We start from the raw sequence: 17030 nt of genomic DNA on the forward strand, positions 1-17030 counted from the left end.
GGGACTCCTCAGAGAAATTGGGTGGAATCCGCCCTTGAACTGTCGCCGTATCCCATACATTAGAATCATTCCAATTCTAATTCTAAACTATGGCGACTCCCTCCCCACGCTCTTCGTCGAAGCCTTCGGGCCTTGACTGCCGTCTGGCCGTGCTGGGCACCGATGCCCGGCTGACACCGCATCGGCGTGAAGTTTTCCAGGCCTTGGCGGAATCCAATGACCACCCGACGGCTTACGACCTATTTGCCAAAGTGAAGGAGCGTTCGCCCAGCATCTCGCTGGCCACGGTTTACAATTGCCTGGAGCACCTCACCAGCCACGGCCTCATCCGCCAGGTTCAGCTGGAGCGTGGCCAGTCCCGCTACTGTGCGAACCTGCATGAGCACGTGCACTTTCACTGCGAAAGCTGCGGCAAAGTCATTGATGCGCACCCAGCGGCCGATTTTGACCCCGCCAAATTCTGGAACCTACCTGCGGGCACGAAAGTCAGCCGCATGGACATCGCCATCCACGGCACCTGCGAAGCCTGCTCCTGCAAAGTCTAATCCCTTTTTCAACACTCCCTCATGTCCCTCGAAATCAAAGACCTCCACGCTCAGATCCCCGGCCGCGAAATCCTCAAAGGCCTGAACCTCACCATCAATCCTGGTGAAGTACACGCCATCATGGGCCCGAACGGCTCGGGCAAAAGCACCCTCAGCAAGGTTCTCTGCGGTCACGAAGACTACGAAGTCACCAGCGGTGAAGTGCTGCTGGATGGCGAAAACATTCTGGACATGGAAGTGGATGCCCGCAGCCGCGCCGGCCTGTTCCTGGCCTTCCAGTACCCGCATGAAATCCCCGGCGTGAGCAACGCCAACTTCCTCCGCGCTGCCCTCAAGGCCCGCCTGCCGAAGGGTGAGGACATTGACGCCATCAAGTTCTACAAGCAGCTCTACACTCGCATGGACCAGCTCGAGATGGACCGCAGCTTCACCAGCCGCAGCGTCAATGAAGGCTTCTCTGGGGGTGAGAAAAAGCGCAACGAGATCCTCCAGCTCATGATGCTGGAGCCCAAGTACGCCATCCTCGACGAGACCGATTCCGGCCTCGACATTGATGCCCTCAAGGTCGTCTCCCGTGGCGTCAACGCCATGCGCAGCGAGGACCGTGGTTTCCTCGTCATCACCCACTACCAGCGCCTGCTGAACTACATCCAGCCAGACATCGTCCACGTGATGATGGACGGCCAGATCGTCCACACCGGCGGCAAGGAACTGGCCCTGAAGCTGGAAGAAAAAGGCTACGACTGGGTCAAAGAAGAGCTGCTGGCAAATGCTTGAGCCGAAACGGTCTAACCGAGATTGATGAACGAAGAGATTACAGGGTCTTATGTGATTGATACCGCTTCTTTCAAAGCGGCCTTCAAATGGCATCTTCACCGACTGACTCGGTGGAAATGGCTTGCTCTGATTGTGCTCGTTTTCTGTATCTCCATGGGCACCGTTGCTTCGTCAGATCTTCAAGGTAACAAGGCCATCGGAATGGCGGTGGTCATGTTTGTGTTGGTAACCCTCGGCTGCATCATTTGGTATGCACTCATGATCGGGACGTTTCGCTTCATGCTGAAACAGCAGATCAAACGAATTCCAGCCTATGGAATGACTCTCCGTTATGTCATGACAGAAGACGGCCTTCGAAGCACCGCAGGTGGCGCCGAGTCTTTTCTTCCCTGGAATCTGGTGATCAAGAGCATAGCGACTCCAGACGGAGTCTTGGTTTACCCTCAACAGAACCTCTTCAATTGGCTCCCCAAAACAGCCTTCACTTCCGAAGCCGATTACGCCCGCTTCCTCCAGCTCATCACCTCCAAGACCCAGCACTCCAAGGTCGGCTTGAACTGAACCCTGATAACTGAACACCGAACACTTTCCTATTATGGTCACCGCCCCAGACAACGACATTTCCGACATCAAGGTCGATAGCGTGGGGGACTTCATGTTCCCTGAGCGCAACAAATACGACTCCGGCTTTGGCATCACCGAAAAGACGGTGGACTTCATTGCCGATGTCAAAAACGACCCGGACTGGATCCGTGAGTTCCGTCACAAGGCGCTCAAAATTTTCCAGAGCAAGCCCATGCCCACACACTGGGCCACGAAGGACCTGGAGAACATCAAGTTCGACGAGTTCCGCTACTACCTTTCCGATGGCCAGAAGCCGAAGCGTTCCTGGGACGACGTGCCTGAGGATGTGAAGCGTACCTTTGACCGCCTGGGCATCCCGGAGCAGGAGCGCAAGTTCCTCGCTGGCGTGGAGGCGCAGTATGACTCTGAAGCCGCTTACTCCAACATCAAAGCTGCCGTGGAAGAACAGGGCGTCATCTTCGTCAACAGCACCGAGGGCCTGCACAAGCACCCTGAGATCTTCAAGAAGTGGTTCGGAAAGGTCATTCCAACGGGTGACAACAAATTCAGCGCCCTGAACAGCGCCGTGTTCTCCGGCGGTTCCTTCATCTACGTGCCCCCAGGCGTGAAGGTGAAGCATCCCCTGCAGGCTTACTTCCGCATCAACTCGGAGCAGTTTGGCCAGTTCGAGCGCACGCTCATCATTGCCGATGAAGGCGCGGAGCTGATGTACATGGAAGGCTGTACCGCCCCCAAATTTGAAACCGCCACGCTGCACAGCGCTGTGGTGGAGCTCGTGGCCATGAAGGGCGCGAAGATCCAATACGTGACCGTGCAAAACTGGAGCAGCAACGTCTTCAACCTCGTCACCAAACGCGGCATCGCCCATGAAGATGCCGAAGTGCGCTGGATTGACTGCAACATCGGCAGCCGCCTGACCATGAAGTACCCAGGCGTCATCATGAAGGGCAAACGCGCCCGTGGTGAGGTCATCAGCATCGCCCTGGCCAACAGCGGCCAGCACCAAGACACCGGTGCCAAGATGGTGCACGCTGCGGATGACACGACCAGCAACGTCATCTCGAAGTCCATCTCCATCGGCGAAGGCCGCAGCACCTATCGCGGCCTGGTCCACATCCCCAAGCACCTGAAGGGCTGCAAAAACAACACCGAGTGCGATGCCCTGCTGATCAACAGCAACAGCCGCACCGATACGTACCCAGCCATCAGTGTGCGTGGTGATCAACACTCCACCCAGCACGAAGCCAGCGTCAGCCAGGTGAGTGCCGACCAGATCTTTTACCTCATGCAGCGCGGCCTCAGCGAGGCTGAAGCCATGAGCCTCAGCGTGAATGGTTTCATCAATGACCTCGTGAAGGAATTCCCGATGGAATACAGCGTGGAATTGAAACGCCTGATTGACCTCGAAATGGAAGGCAGCGTGGGCTGATATTTCGATGGTGGGCCATCTTGTCCCACTCCCTCCTCCCCCGATTTCACGCCATGTCTGCTACTCTCGCTCCCACCCCCAAAAACTCTCCCGCTCCTGTGTCCGAAGCTCCTGATTCTCCTGCTCCCTCCGGCCTCGAAATCATCGCGCCTGTGCGTGATGAAACCTCGGCTCCAGGCTGGTTCCTTGCCCGTGCCGAAGCGGCCTGGGCTGAGTTCCAGAAGCTGCCAGTGCCCAGCGTGAAGGATGAGAGCTGGCGCTACTCGAACGCCAAGAACATCGAGCTGAGCGTGCACAGCCCAGCCTCAGTGGCGACCGAGGCCCAGAAACAGCAGGCCTTGGCCGCCTCTGAAGGGCTTAAGGAATGCACCGCCCGTTTTGTCTTCGTGAACGATGAGCTCATCGAATCTCAAACCGATGCCCTGCCCGCCGGCGTGGTGTGCGTAAACTTTGCCGAAGCTCTGAAATCCCACGGCGATGTGCTGAAGGAGCACTTCATGAAGCGCGAGATGACCCTGGGCTCGGCCAAATTTGCCGCTCTGCATCTGGCCCATGTGAAGGCTGGGACGGTGATCCTGGTGCCGAAGAATGTGGTCCTCGAAAAACCCATCGAAGTTTTCCACTGGGTGGTGGGTGATCACGCTGCCATCTTCCCCCACACGCTCATCGTTACGGGCGACAACGCTGAAGTCAGTGTGGTGGACCATTACCGCAGCCTGGATGGCGAAGGTGGCCTGAGCGTCGCCATTGCTGATATCGTCAGCGGCACGGGCAGCCGTATCACCTATGCTGCCTGCCAGGAACTGGCCGATGATGCGCAAGCCCTGCATCTTTCCAGCATCGTCGCTGGCCGTGACTCCACGGTGAAAAGCTTCCAGGTCCAACTGGGTGCCGAGTTTAGCCGTAGCGAAAGCGTGAGCGATCTCATCGGCCAGGGTGCGCATAGCGATATGCTCAGCGTGTCTTTGCCCATCGGTGAACAGATCGTTGATCAACGCACGCTGCAGAACCACAAAGCTCCTCATGCAACGAGTGACCTGCTCTACAAGAACGCCCTGTATGGCAAGTCCCGCAGCATCTTCAGCGGCCTGATCACGGTGGATGAAACCGCGCACTATACAGACGCCTACCAGACCTGCCGCAACCTGCTGAACAGTAACGAAGCGGAAGCCACCTCGCTCCCCGGATTAGAGATCAATGCCGACCAGGTGAAGTGCAGCCACGGTGCCACCAGCGGCCCCATCAGCGATGAAGAGCTCTTTTACCTGAAGGCACGCGGTATCAGCGACAGTGAATCCCGCAAGTTGATCATCGAAGGTTTTTTGGCGGATGTGTTGAAGCGTTTTGGCAACAGTGAAGTGCTGGACACTTTGGTAGCCCGCATTGACGAGAAGCTGGAGCGTGCCGTCTAACTAGAAATGTGGCGGTGTGATCAACCCTCATGACGACCCGCCTGCTCAGATTTTCTCATCGGGCAGGCTGGGCCGTTCTGGTGCTGGGCATCGCCTTGCAGTTCGGACTGAAGGATCATCTGTTCGGCTTTCGGCTGCTGTTTTATGCAATGCCCAAGCCCTGCCTGCTAGCGCTCGCTGTCACACTTTTGGTTTGGCCAAAAACCGGGTTCAAATCGCGCGGCACCGCCGCGCTTCTAGCTGTGTTTCTTGGCAGCACCTGGATGATGGCCTCCTGGCGCGGCACAGCCCCCCCTCTCTCCCAGCGAGATGAATCCACTGAGGTTCGCGTCCTTTACTGGAACCTCTGCCGCCCCAAAGAATTGCACCAGGGCATGGTGGATCTGGTGAAAGAGTTTCAACCCCATGTAGCTGCCTTTGTGGAGCCTGGTCGCAGCCAGATGGAAGAAAACTGCCGCCGCTATGAGGCATTGCTTCCTGGCTACCAGGCTGCCTGGATGCCGCGGGGCATTCTATGGTTATCACGCGTGCCCTCACGTTATCGCGACCGTGGAAAGCTGGAAGGCGCAGGTGCCTATGCCCGCTTTGATGTCAATGGTCTGGGCCCGACGTTCCCCATCGTGGTAGCGGATGTTCACCCCCATCCTTTCCATTGGCGCAAAGGCCAGTTGGATGAGGCGCTCACCCAGGCTCAGGGCAGGGGAGATGCCATTTTAGTCGGAGACTTCAACACCCCGCTCGAGTCAGGTCTGCTGGAAGATTACCGGAAGCATTTCACCCATGCGCTGGAGGTAGCGGGGGAAGGCTTCAAGGAAACTTGGCCGCTGGGATTACCTTTATTAAGCTTGGATCACTTTTGGTTAGGCCCTGATTGGGAAGTGGTGGAAGCCCGCAAAGTCTGGCGCATCACCAGCAGTGATCACGCCGCTCTGTGCGTCACGCTACGGCGTAAGGCTAAGTGAAGCCGGGATAGTTGCCCTGGACGAAGAACTGCCGAAATCAGAGGGCAGGTAGGAGTGCCCGCCTCACGTCAGTCCACCGACCACTCCACCGCCACTTGCTGCTCGCGGCCATTGCGGTCGTGGTATTTTACAAAGCCATTTTTAGCCCCGTATTCGTGGACGCATTTGGTCACCTTCACATCAAAGGCGCAGTATTCGGCGATTTCGGCCAACTTACCCTGCTGCCACCAGCGGATGGCTTCGAGACCATCGGCCGTTTTGCCCGTGCCCAAACTTGCTGCGGCCACGGCTTCCAGCTTCAGGCGATGCCCGAGCTTTTTTTCCAAATCCACCAGCAAATCCAGGTCCCGGACTTGCTCGCGAAAATCAAAAATGGTGTGCCCCATGAGTACTTCGTAGTCGAAGCTCACGTGGTTAAAACCCACGACGAGATCCGCCCGCGTGAGCTGGTGGATCAGATCTGAGGTTTCATCTTCCTGGAAGATGCGGTACTCCCCCAGCTTGGTGCTGTAAGTGACCGCGATGGAAATGCCCATCTTGTGCTTGTTCCCCCAGCCGCCCACATCATTCGCGGTGCGGCGGGTTTCTAAGTCGAAATAGACGATGTCCCGAGCCATCGTACTCAGAGACGATAAACGATACGCGCCTTGTCCATATCGTAAGGCGACATTTCGATTTTAACATTGTCACCGATGACCAGACGGATGAAGCGCTTGCGCATCTTCCCGGAAATGTGGGCGAGAACTTCGTGACCATTCTTCAACTTCACGCGGAACATGGTCCCGGCAAGCACAGCGGAAATGACGCCATCGAGTTCGATCGCCTCTTCCTTCTGCTTAAGTTCATCTTCAGGTGGCGGCGGGGGTGGCGGACGGCGACCAGATCCACCACGCGGTGGACCGGATGGACGACGAGGCCCACCACGATTGTTTGAACGGCGAGGAGGAGGCATAGATAACGCAACGTGGGTCCTTCAGAAACCCAGAAGCCGTTAAAGTGCTGCGCGTGGAGGTGATTGACAACCTCTAATTTGTCTCGTTCTCGTCTTAACTCCTCGTCTTGCTGTGAAAAAGTGCTGGCGCACTCGCAACACTGCATTATGTTCCGCTTCGCTAGTTCTCAGATGGTGGTCGTAGCTCAATGGTAGAGCCCCAGATTGTGATTCTGGTTGTTGCGGGTTCGAGCCCCGTCGATCACCCCATCTTGCTGTTCACGTTGACAGCCTCATTTTTTGCTGAAACTAGCCGCTTCACTCACTGCGATTGATCATGGAAGCTCTCGAATCTGCCCTCGGTTACACCTTTCGTGATCCTCAGCTCCTAACCATGGCCCTCACCCACGGCAGCGTGGGCTACGAGGCCCAGCGCACGCAGGCAGACAATCAACGCCTGGAATTTCTCGGCGATGCTGTACTGCAACTGACACTCTCAGAGCTCCTCTATCAAAGACTGCCTCAAGCCGATGAGGGTGCCCTGACGAAATTGCGCGCCCAAGTCGTTTCTGCCAAAGCCCTCGCTGCCATGGCCAAGCGGCTCCATCTAGGGCGCTTCCTCATCATGGGCCGAGGTGAAGAGTCGAACGGTGGACGCCAACGTGAAAGCAGCCTGGCAGATGCCATGGAAGCCGTGACTGGGGCTCTCTATTTAGACGGTGGGCTGCTAGCCGTGCAGTCATTCATCAAGCGGCTGTTTCAGTCTGAGCTGGAAGCTCTCCTGCTCAACCCCTGCGATCAGAATCCCAAAGGTCAGCTCCAAGAGCTCATCCAGGCCGTGGGCCCCACACCACCTCACTACCGCATCCTTCAAGAAAGTGGACCGGATCATGACAAATTCTTTCAGGCCAGTGTGCTCTGGATGGGGGGTGTTCTCGGCACCGGCACCGGACGCAGCAAAAAAGAAGCCGAGGTGGCTGCTGCCCGCGCGGCCTTGGCGACTGCCAGTTTAAAAGAGCAGCTGAAGTCTTTAGGAGATCTTAATTATAAAGCCACTAGAATTCCCATCACAGATTGTGAGCAAACTGGGCACAACTGCCCCCAACCGTGAGAGCAACACTCATAAGTGAGACTTGTTGATGAGGATGCACAAGCTGTGCCCAATTTTGTGCCCAACACTTTGGCCTGTGGAACGCCCCTCTGAATGTGGAGGAACAGGCTTATTGCACTTATCCCCAGCCTATACGGATAAGGAGATTTAACGAAGCTTACCTTATTCAATCACAGAGACTGGGCATAAGAGGCATAACTCTCTCCAGCACGACCTTTGCTTGCACTAGGATTGACGCTGCCCATCTTAAGCTTCCTATGTCCAGCAGCCTCGGCACTCTCTTTCGCATCAGCACCTGGGGTGAATCCCATGGCCCCGGCGTTGGGGTCGTCATTGATGGTTGCCCACCCCGCATCCCGTTGTCGGTGGAAGACATTCAGTTGGAGTTGGATCGCCGCCGCCCTGGCCAGAGCAAGATCGTCACGCCCCGCAAGGAAGACGATAAGGCTGAGATCCTTTCGGGTGTGCTGGATGGAGTGACTCTGGGCACGCCTATTGGGATCTTCGTTCGGAATACCGATCAGCGCCCCTCAGCCTACACGGAAATGGCCCAGGCCTATCGCCCCAGCCATGCGGACTACACGTATGATGCAAAGTATGGCATCCGTGCCGTTTCGGGTGGAGGCCGCTCCAGCGCTCGCGAGACCATCGGCCGTGTGGCAGCAGGGGCCATCGCCCGCAAGGTCCTCCAGCAGTCTTTAAACGGCTACGAATGCCTAGCTTACGTGAAGAGCATCCAGCATCTGGAGGCGAAAGTGCCAGAGAACCTGACTTCTGAGCTCATTGAGTCCAACATCGTCCGCACTTGTGACCCAGAAGCGGCGGAGAGAATGATCGAGCTCATCGAAAACGTGCGCAGTCAGGGCAACAGCGTGGGCGGTGTGGTGGAGTGCGTGGTGCGCGGTGTGCCGCCAGGCCTGGGAGAACCTGTTTTTGATAAGCTGGAAGCAGACCTGGCCAAGGCCATGATGAGCCTGCCAGCGACCAAGGGTTTTGAAATAGGCAGTGGTTTTGCGGGCACGCTGATGACGGGGCTAGAGCACAATGACGAATTCTATATGGATGGCAGCCAGGTGCGCACCCGCAGCAATCGCAGCGGTGGCATCCAGGGTGGCATCAGCAATGGTGAGGAGATCGTCTTCCGTGTGGCCTTCAAACCCACGGCCACCGTGCTGCGTGAGCAGAAGACGGTAACGAATACTGGCGAGGAAACCACCCTCTCGGCCCGGGGTCGTCATGATGCCTGTGTCTTGCCTCGGGCGGTGCCGATGGTGGAGGCCATGGTGCATTTGATCATCGCAGACCATTGGCTGCGTCAGCGCGCCCAGAATGGCTAAAAGAAAGCGGCTCACGGGAAATCCCATGAGCCGCTGAGAATGAAGAGATCTAAATGGATCTCTTGAGGTCTATTCCTTGAACTTGCCTTCCTTCGCTAGTTTGGCGCGGAATTTGGAGACTTTGGGACTGACGACGGCGCGGCAATACCCCTGGCTCGGATTGTTAGCGAAATAATCCTGGTGGTAGTCCTCCGCGACGTAAAATTTCTTCAATGGCACGATCTCGGTCACGATGGGCTGGTCCCAATCTTTCTGGGCGGCCTTCATGGATTCTTGGGCGATCTTTTTCTGCTCCTCATTCAGGTAGTAGATACCTGAGCGATACTGGTCACCCACGTCGTTGCCCTGGCGGTTCAGCGTGGTCGGGTCATGGGCGATCCAGAAGTAGTCCACGATTTCCTTGTAGCTGATGACGGTGGGGTCGAACTCGATCTGGATGACTTCGTTGTGCTGGGTATCACCGGCGCACACTTCTTTGTAAGTGGGGTTTTCTGTGATGCCGTTGCAGTAACCGCTGACCACGGTCTTCACGCCCTTCAGCATTTCGTATTGGGCCTCGGTGCACCAAAAGCAACCACCCCCAAGAACGGCGAGTTCGGTTTTTCCTGCTGGGGTGGCAGGAGCAGGATCTGCGGCGATGGCAGGAGTGAGCGCAGTGGACATGGCGGCAAGTAGAGAGAGGAAGGTTTTCATGGTCGCTAAGAAAGGAAAGTCTGGCGACTACTCATTGCGTTACGATGGTCGTCAAACTTTCAGATGTGTGTGCTTTCGTCAGTTGGGAGGGGGGAAGGGGAGCTTTATTCCAGAGTAAGGCAAGCCTCGACATCCGTCCTATGAGTTCATACGCTTGGTGGAAAACCCTTCTGCGATATGAAAGCATTTCTTTTTGCCCTGCTGGCCACCGTTTCTGCCCATGCTATCACCACGGAACCTCCCAACATCGTTCTGGTGATGGCAGATGATCAGGGGTGGGGTGACATGGCTTACAACGGCCATCCCCAACTGAAGACACCAAACTTTGATGCCATGGCGAAAGAGGGCATCCGTTTTGACAACTTCCATGCAGCGGCGCCGGTGTGTTCGCCCACCCGTGGCAGTGTGATGACGGGGCGCACCCCAAATCGTTTTGGCTGTTTTTCCTGGGGTCACACCCTGAGGCCGCAGGAGATCACCCTGCCGGAGGTATTGAAGTCAGCGGGCTATGTGACGGGACACTATGGCAAGTGGCATCTGGGTGGGGTGCAGAAGGCGAGTCCTGTGAGCCCTGGTGCGAGTGGGTTTGATCACTGGATCTCGGCTCCCAACTTCTTCGATCTGGATCCGGTGCTAAGCGATGAAGGGACGGCGAAGCAATTCAAGGGTGACAGCTCGGATGTCACTGCTGAGCTTGCCATTCAGTTCATCCGGGAACAGTCTAACCAAAAGCAGCGTTTCTTGGCCGTGGTGTGGTTTGGTTCGCCGCACAATCCTCATCAGGCCTTGGAGGCAGATCGCGCCCTGTATGCGGATCAGCCGAAAAAGGTGCAGGACTTTTATGGCGAGATCACCGCGATGGATCGCGCCTTTGGTCGCATTCGCCAGGAACTGAAGACGCTGGACCTGGATGAGAATACCGTGCTCTGGTATTGCAGTGACAATGGGGCGCTGCCCAAGATCGGCTCCAGCGGTGGTCGCCGTGGCAACAAAGGGCAAGTTTATGAAGGGGGCCTGCTGGTGCCGGCGCTGCTAGAGTGGCCAGCCCTGTTTAAGGAGCCCAAGGTCATCACGGCCCCTTGCACGACCAGCGACATCTTCCCGACCGTTCTTGCCATGGCTAAGGTGGAGCCGGAGAAGTTGTATCCGCTGGATGGTGTGAATTTGCTACCTCTACTGGAAGGCACGGAGAAAAAGCGCAGCCAGGCCATCGGTTTCTGGGATTCCAAAATCAAAGGCAAGGCAACGCCGTCAGAGAAATGGATGAAGGATTTGTTAGACTCTCAAGCCAAAGGGGAAGAGCCAAACGATCCTGAACGATTGGCAGCAGATGCCGGGGTGATTAGTGGAACTGTTCCTTTGAACAAGTTTCCAGGTCATTCCGCATGGCTGGATGGAAACTGGAAATTGCACCGCATCGAGGACGACAAAGGCGAAGTGGACTGGGAACTCTATGATCTGAGTGCGGACTCTGATGAAAGTCGGGTTCTCTTTGCCGAACAACCTGAGCGTGTGCCGCAGATGCAGGAAGCTTTGCAAGACTGGCTGCAAAGCGTGGCCAAGAGCCTCAATGGTGAGGACTACGTAAAGTAGCGCGCATTCACTCGATCAGCACAAACATGGCTGCGAAAGTATTCGGCGAGAACTTTGTGCCCGGGGCAGGGGAGGTGATCATTTGTGAAATATCGCCATCCAGAAACAGGGCATCTTGGCAGCCGAGATGAAGGAAGAATCGGGAGAGTTGGTGGAAGGTCACGCGGCCTTTCTGCCGGTCTTCACGGTCGCTCATGACGAAGATGATTTCCTGGGTCGCTGTGACCACGCCAACGGCACTGCGTTGGCGGCGATTCGGAGAGTTCGTATTGAAGGCAGGGTGGATGACTCCTTTGCTTAGCAAGAGGGGTCCGGACTGATTAGCGATTCGAGGTTGGATTTTGAGCGCTGCGTATTCGGACGATTCGACGATGCCTGGGCCAGCGGTGTCGTCCAGATAGAAGACGCCATTGGGTTTCAGAAAGAAGTTTCCTTCCGCATTTGCCAGGTTCAGTGGGACAAGAGTTTTCGAGTCCGTGATCGTCAGGCCGCAAGGTTTCGGGCCACGTTCATAGATCCCGGCATTGGTGGCGAAGACGATCTTTTTGCCTTCTTGCGTGAGTTGCTTTTGCAGAGCCCCAAAGTTGGAGAGTGGCTTGCCAGAATCACCCAGCCAGCGCAAATCCAGCTTGGCTTGCTGGGCTTGCCTGACCCGCTGCACATGATAGAGCCCGCCTTCGTATTCCAGTGTCTCGGTTGCTGAGACCCAAGGTGGACCCTAGAGACCGAACCAAAACAGAAGGTGAGTGAATATCCGCATGAGGCTAAATAGGATCGCTTAGAAAACCCTGTCACAAAGAGCAAAGCTTGGCCAAATCAATGTAGCCTCAACACTCAACCTTCTATTTCTATGCGTAACTCGCTGTTTTCCTTGATCGCTATTTTTGTGTCTGGCTTCTTCATTTGGCTCGGGTGGAGCCACTACTCGAAAGGGAAAGCGAGTGAGAAATGGCCGACAGCTCAAGGGACCGTTCTGGAATCTGAAGTGGCTGAAAGCCGCAAAACGCGTTCAGGCTCCAGCTCACGCATGTATGAGGCCCGTGTGCGCTACGAATACGAAGTGGACGGCCAGAAGATCAAAGGGGATCAAGTGACGTTTATGGATGGCAGTTCCAGCAATCGCTCCGATGCAGCCAATGTAGTGAATCAGCTACCCGTCGGAAAGGTGGTGCCTGTTCATTACAATCCAACCAATCCCCATGAAGCTTGTCTTTTTAATGAAGTTGGTACGATGCCGTGGCTGATGATGGGCGGAGGAGGCATCGGACTTTTAATGTCATTGAAGACCCTGATCTTTGGCAGTCAGGTGAGACGCCGTCGGGAGATCCGCTTTAGCTGATACTTTGAGGAGAAGGGGAAGATTCGATGATCACCCCTTTCTCAACATCACGGCCAGCAGGGCAATATCCGCTGGGGTGACGCCCTGGATGCGGGTGGCCTGGCCGAGTGTGGTGGGGCGGATCTGGGAGAGGCGCATATTCGCCTCTTTTTTCATGCCTTGGATCTTGGAGTAGTCGAAGTTGGCGGGGATCTCTTTTTCATCCATGCGTGCGGTCTTTTCCAGCATCACTTCTTGGCGCTGGATGTAGCCTTCGTACTTGAGGTCATTTTCCAAGAGCTGCCAGATTTCATCGCTGAACTGACTGCGAATGTCCTGGGGCAGGGAAGTGTGATCGTTTTCTGTGCGACGGATCCATGCGTGCAGGCGCATGGATTCATGACTGGTGGTCTGGGCTAAACGGTGAGCTTCGGCCAAACGAGCGGCTTTTTCGGCGGTGTGATCACGGCGGAAATCATCCACCAGACCGAGAGCAGCAGCACGTGGAGTGAGGCGAAGGTCACAATTATCCTGCCGGAGAAGCAGGCGATATTCAGCGCGAGAAGTGAAAAGGCGGTAGGGCTCGGTGGTGCCTTTGGTGACAAGGTCATCCACCAGGACTCCCAAATAAGCTTCGCTGCGGCCTAAAATGAGGGGAGGTTTGCCATGGATTTTCAGGGCCGCATTGGCTCCGGCAAGAAGTCCCTGACCGGCAGCTTCTTCATAACCGGAGGTGCCATTGATCTGACCGGCGAAGTAGAGACCGCCGACACGCTTGGTTTCCAGTGTTGAAGAAAGCTGAGTTGGCGGGCAGTAGTCGTATTCCACGGCATAACCCGGACGGATGATTTCGGCCTTTTCCAGACCGACGATGGAGCGGATAAACTCAAGTTGGACCTCGTAGGGCAGGGAAGTGGAGACCCCATTGATGTAGAATTCGCGGGTATGACGACCCTCCGGTTCGAGGAAAACTTGGTGCCGATCCTTCTCGGCAAAGCGCACCACCTTGTCCTCAATGGAAGGACAATAGCGTGGACCGACCCCTTCGATGCGCCCGCAATACATCGGGGACTTGTCCAAATTGGCCCGGATCACGTCGTGCGTTTGGGTATTGGTGTAGGTGATCCAGCACGGAGTTTGTTCCACGTGGAACATTTTTGGGCCCCAATGGTTGAGCGTAAACAGGTCCTGTTCCTCATCTTTGACCCCGGAAAGGTAGCTGAAATGGGGCGCTGGAGAGTCGCCTGGCTGGACCTCACACTTGGTGAAATCAATGCTTCGGCTGTTGATTCGGCAGGGGGTGCCAGTCTTAAAACGCTTCACCTCAAAGCCGAGATGGAGGAGGCTGTCAGAGAGGGTGGAGGTGCTGTCGCCCATGCGTCCGCCGACCTGGTTTTGCAGCCCCACATGCAGCAGTCCACGCATAAAAGTGCCTGAAGAAATGACGACGGCGGAGGCACGATAGACCATGCCGAGGCTGGTGCGGATGCCGACAACCACGTCATTTTCGACTAAAATCTCGGCCGCGTTGCCCTGGTGCATGTCTAAGTTAGGCTGGTTTTCGATCAGCCATTTCATGCGAAACTGGTAAGCTTTCTTGTCGCACTGGGCGCGGGGGCTCTGCACCGAGGGGCCTTTTCGGGCATTGAGCATGCGAAACTGAATGCCCGTAGCGTCTGTGTTCAGACCCATCACACCCCCAAGGGCATCAATCTCACGAACCACATGACCCTTGGCCAAACCGCCGATGGCGGGGTTGCAGGACATCTGGGAAATGGTATCCAGGTTCTGGGTGAGAATGGCCGTTTGGCAGCCCAATCGGGCAGCCGCCATGGCGGCCTCTACCCCGGCATGGCCTGCTCCGCAGACGATGACATCGTAGTGTTTCGGGTAGGTGTAGAGGCTAGTGGACATGATCAGAGAGGGGGGATGGCGCTGGTTGAAGTCGCTTTACCCGACCCTAGCACAACTCCAAAATTGTTCCATGTGGAACAAAAAGAGCTTGGGTTAGGAACTCTGGGCCATGGCTGAGAGGAAGATAAGGCTCATCGGAACTGCGATCAAAAGGGCCAAAAGGACCATGGCTAAGGCGATGAAACCTTGGTAACGCCTCTCTTTTTGGCTCAATGCGATGATGCTGTCCCGAGCAGCAAGCAGTAGATAAGCGACGTGAGTGAAAGCGATAGCCACGTATGAGACGAGGAAACATGACTGGCTGATACCACCGGCAATTCCCAGTTTGGTTTTGAAAAGCGAAGCGAGTAGCAGTAAGGCAACTCCACTCAGTGGCTAAGTAAACCAAACTCGCAGCGTGGTCATCATCGCCCGTTCTGCGGGAAGGTTAGAAGGGTGGCATTCATCAGGGACTTTGATCTCAGAGAATCTGGCCTGAAATGGCGTCTGTTGCCAGGAAGGTTTTCAGGGCTTCGTTCGTCTCAGTAGGGGCCTCCGGCTGGGGGACAAACAGGGTGGAATTGATGATTCGGGGAGTGCCAGGGCTCGGGATGTTTAGCACTTCAGCTCCATGAAGGATGCCAAGACCGGGCAGGGGAGAGGATGCTGGAAGGGAGCTGTTGTTGACGATGACGATTCTATTCTGTCCATCGTCCCATTCGGGCAGTGCCTGGGTGTAGGGTTGTAGTGCCTCTCTTCCTTTTTGGGTGAACATGGGGTTTTGATGCTCCAAAAATTCGTGGGGTGATAGGCCCAGATCGGCGGCGCATCGTGAGTAATCTGAAATCAGAAAGCGGCTAGTGACGACACTGGGTTCATAACCGAGCATCAAAAAGGAGCAGGTTGGGCCACCGTCGAGATGGAGACGAGTGTTTTTCTTTTGATCAAAACGACCCGGGAATAGTAGGCCAGGGTTTGGCCATGGTCGGTTTGAAAGATGTTGGAGAGTTGTTCCTTTAGCCACACCATCGTCCGCCGGAGCTGAAAGGAATCCACCTGTCCAGACAGGCTGAGGCAGGCAAATCCGGGTTGGGTAAGATCCTGACGAAAGACTTTGGTCGCCACCCAATCTGGCAGGGTCGGGGACATATTTTCCTCTGCACCGATATGAATGTGGCAATCTTCAGGCTTCCAGAAAGCAGGCATCATCCATGCTACTTCGATGGAGTTAGCTGTCCAGGTTCTGTTGGCTTCATCGGACTCCTGACTTGCTTCCCCCTTTCACCCGGCTAGTATTCGGCTCCCTCAACTATGGCCACTAAGACTGCTCCTTCCGCCAAATCTGCTGATGCTCCGATCAATGCCAAACTGACTGCGGCAGACAAGATTGAACTGTATCGCAAGATGGTGCGGGTGCGTCGCTTTGAGCAAGTTTCCCTGCAGCATTACCAGGCGGGTCGCATGGGTGGATTCCTTCACCTTTACATCGGCCAGGAATCGGTGGCGATTGGCTGCACTTCTTTGATGGGTGAAAACGATCACGTCATCACGGCGTATCGCGATCACGCCCACGCCCTGGGAGTTGGGATGTCCATGAATGAGTGCATGGCAGAACTTTTCGGTAAGGCTACGGGTTGCTCGAAGGGCAAGGGTGGTTCGATGCATTATTTTGCGCCGGATAAAAATTACTGGGGCGGCCACGGCATTGTTGCTGGGCAGACACCTCTGGGCCTAGGTCTCGCCTATGGTCTGAAATATCGCGGCCTCAAAGGTGCCGCCATGTGCTTCTTGGGCGATGGTGCGGTGAACCAGGGTGCTTTCCATGAATCGCTGAACTTGGCGGCCCTTTGGGATCTACCTGTCATTTACGTCATCGAAAACAACGGTTACTCCATGGGCACCAGCCAGGAGCGTTCTTCGGCTTACAGCGAGAATCTCGCGAAGCGTGCGGAAGGTTACGGCATGGTCTGGGATTCGTTTGTGGGTGAAGATCTCTACGATGTGCGTGCTCACGTGCAGGTGGCGATTGATCGCGCTCACAACGAGAGCAAGCCGACGATGCTGGAAATCGCGACTTACCGTTGGGAAGGCCACTCCGTGGCGGATGCGAACAAGCTGAAGTACCGCACCAAGGAAGAAGTGGAGAAGTACCAGAAAGAGCACGACCCGATTCAGGTCTGGAAGCGCAACCTTCTGGAAGAAGGTGTGGCCACGGAAGACGAACTGAAGAAAATCGATCGTGAAGCACAGGCGGAAGCAGAAGCTTCGGCGGACTTTGCCAAAACCAGTCCTTATCCAGAACCCGAGTCCATCTTTGAAGATGTCTATTGGGAAGTGGATAACAAGACGGAGGCTGGAGCCACGGGCCGCCACTTCTTCAACGATTGATATGTTTATAGTTAGGCCGATGGGGTGCTAAAGGATGCGCTTACTTTGGCCTTTGA

At 55.7% G+C, this 17030-nt stretch carries 19 protein-coding genes and 1 tRNA gene; 12 read left to right on the top strand and 8 right to left on the bottom strand.

Annotation, left to right across the window (positions count from 1 at the left end):
• Positions 1-89 precede the first annotated feature (89 nt).
• From HNQ64_RS04360 to HNQ64_RS04385, 6 genes are read left to right on the top strand one after another with little or no spacing between them, the layout of a single operon-like run.
• Entirely contained in the window at positions 90-545 is a 456-nt protein-coding gene (locus tag HNQ64_RS04360; RefSeq protein ID WP_184205724.1) for a Fur family transcriptional regulator, read from the top strand.
• Positions 546-566: 21 nt separating this feature from the next.
• Positions 567-1322, top strand: coding sequence for a Fe-S cluster assembly ATPase SufC (gene sufC, locus HNQ64_RS04365; RefSeq protein ID WP_184205726.1), 756 nt, complete (start codon positions 567-569; stop codon positions 1320-1322).
• A 24-nt stretch (positions 1323-1346) separates the two neighbouring features.
• Positions 1347-1883, top strand: a complete 537-nt coding sequence (locus HNQ64_RS04370; protein ID WP_184205727.1) for a YcxB family protein — start codon at positions 1347-1349, stop codon at positions 1881-1883.
• Between the two features lie 34 nt (positions 1884-1917).
• Positions 1918-3336, top strand: a complete 1419-nt coding sequence (gene sufB / locus HNQ64_RS04375) for a Fe-S cluster assembly protein SufB (protein WP_184205729.1) — start codon at positions 1918-1920, stop codon at positions 3334-3336.
• Between the two features lie 53 nt (positions 3337-3389).
• Positions 3390-4748: a Fe-S cluster assembly protein SufD gene (sufD, locus tag HNQ64_RS04380; RefSeq protein ID WP_184205731.1), complete on the top strand. Its 1359-nt coding sequence runs from the start codon at positions 3390-3392 to the stop codon at positions 4746-4748.
• A gap of 29 nt (positions 4749-4777) precedes the next feature.
• Positions 4778-5710, top strand: a complete 933-nt coding sequence (locus HNQ64_RS04385) for an endonuclease/exonuclease/phosphatase family protein (RefSeq protein WP_184205733.1) — start codon at positions 4778-4780, stop codon at positions 5708-5710.
• A 68-nt stretch (positions 5711-5778) separates the two neighbouring features.
• Here the strand turns inward: HNQ64_RS04385 and HNQ64_RS04390 are convergent, their stop codons facing one another.
• The gene (locus HNQ64_RS04390; RefSeq protein ID WP_184205735.1) at positions 5779-6327 is read right to left on the bottom strand and encodes a ribonuclease H-like domain-containing protein; all 549 of its coding nucleotides are present in this window, start codon (positions 6325-6327) and stop codon (positions 5779-5781) included.
• Between the two features lie 5 nt (positions 6328-6332).
• A complete protein-coding gene (gene infA / locus HNQ64_RS23870) occupies positions 6333-6530 on the bottom strand; it encodes a translation initiation factor IF-1 (RefSeq protein WP_343075876.1) in 198 nt (65 codons plus the stop codon).
• Between the two features lie 306 nt (positions 6531-6836).
• On the opposite strand from infA, the gene HNQ64_RS04400 reads away from it, so the two are divergent.
• The 3 genes from HNQ64_RS04400 (at position 6837) to aroC (ending at position 9089) form a co-directional block, all read left to right on the top strand.
• Positions 6837-6911, top strand: a tRNA-His gene (locus HNQ64_RS04400).
• Positions 6912-6978: 67 nt separating this feature from the next.
• A complete protein-coding gene (gene rnc / locus HNQ64_RS04405) occupies positions 6979-7752 on the top strand; it encodes a ribonuclease III (protein WP_184205738.1) in 774 nt (257 codons plus the stop codon).
• Positions 7753-8009: 257 nt separating this feature from the next.
• The gene (aroC, locus tag HNQ64_RS04410) at positions 8010-9089 is read left to right on the top strand and encodes a chorismate synthase (protein ID WP_184205747.1); all 1080 of its coding nucleotides are present in this window, start codon (positions 8010-8012) and stop codon (positions 9087-9089) included.
• A 69-nt stretch (positions 9090-9158) separates the two neighbouring features.
• On the opposite strand, the gene msrA is transcribed toward aroC, so the two are convergent.
• Positions 9159-9782 carry a peptide-methionine (S)-S-oxide reductase MsrA gene (gene msrA, locus HNQ64_RS04415; RefSeq protein ID WP_184205749.1) on the bottom strand — a complete coding sequence of 208 codons (624 nt, stop codon included), beginning with the start codon at positions 9780-9782 and terminating at the stop codon, positions 9159-9161.
• A 177-nt stretch (positions 9783-9959) separates the two neighbouring features.
• Here msrA and HNQ64_RS04420 point away from each other — a divergent pair, with 177 nt between their 5' ends.
• Positions 9960-11375, top strand: coding sequence for a sulfatase family protein (locus HNQ64_RS04420; protein WP_184205751.1), 1416 nt, complete (start codon positions 9960-9962; stop codon positions 11373-11375).
• Positions 11376-11382: 7 nt separating this feature from the next.
• Here HNQ64_RS04420 and HNQ64_RS04425 read toward each other — a convergent pair whose 3' ends face one another.
• Positions 11383-12036, bottom strand: coding sequence for a phosphodiester glycosidase family protein (locus HNQ64_RS04425; RefSeq protein ID WP_184205753.1), 654 nt, complete (start codon positions 12034-12036; stop codon positions 11383-11385).
• Between the two features lie 189 nt (positions 12037-12225).
• On the opposite strand from HNQ64_RS04425, the gene HNQ64_RS04430 reads away from it, so the two are divergent.
• A complete protein-coding gene (locus tag HNQ64_RS04430) occupies positions 12226-12714 on the top strand; it encodes a DUF3592 domain-containing protein (protein ID WP_184205755.1) in 489 nt (162 codons plus the stop codon).
• Between the two features lie 30 nt (positions 12715-12744).
• On the opposite strand, the gene mnmG is transcribed toward HNQ64_RS04430, so the two are convergent.
• From mnmG to HNQ64_RS04450, 4 genes are all read right to left on the bottom strand, one after another.
• Positions 12745-14607: a tRNA uridine-5-carboxymethylaminomethyl(34) synthesis enzyme MnmG gene (mnmG, locus tag HNQ64_RS04435; protein ID WP_184205757.1), complete on the bottom strand. Its 1863-nt coding sequence runs from the start codon at positions 14605-14607 to the stop codon at positions 12745-12747.
• A gap of 93 nt (positions 14608-14700) precedes the next feature.
• On the bottom strand, positions 14701-14883 hold the full coding sequence (locus HNQ64_RS04440; RefSeq protein WP_184205759.1) for a hypothetical protein: 183 nt from the start codon (positions 14881-14883) through the stop codon (positions 14701-14703).
• Between the two features lie 184 nt (positions 14884-15067).
• Complete coding sequence (locus HNQ64_RS04445) at positions 15068-15361, bottom strand: hypothetical protein (protein ID WP_184205761.1); 294 nt, start codon at positions 15359-15361, stop codon at positions 15068-15070.
• Positions 15362-15474: 113 nt separating this feature from the next.
• Positions 15475-15795, bottom strand: coding sequence for a hypothetical protein (locus tag HNQ64_RS04450; protein ID WP_184205763.1), 321 nt, complete (start codon positions 15793-15795; stop codon positions 15475-15477).
• 102 nt (positions 15796-15897) lie between these two features.
• Between HNQ64_RS04450 and pdhA the strand changes: the two genes are divergently transcribed.
• Positions 15898-16974 carry a pyruvate dehydrogenase (acetyl-transferring) E1 component subunit alpha gene (gene pdhA / locus HNQ64_RS04455; RefSeq protein WP_184205765.1) on the top strand — a complete coding sequence of 359 codons (1077 nt, stop codon included), beginning with the start codon at positions 15898-15900 and terminating at the stop codon, positions 16972-16974.
• Positions 16975-17030: the final 56 nt, after the last annotated feature.

The sequence above is a fragment of the Prosthecobacter dejongeii genome (assembly GCF_014203045.1).
GTDB classification, from domain to species: Bacteria; Verrucomicrobiota; Verrucomicrobiia; order Verrucomicrobiales; family Verrucomicrobiaceae; genus Prosthecobacter; species Prosthecobacter dejongeii.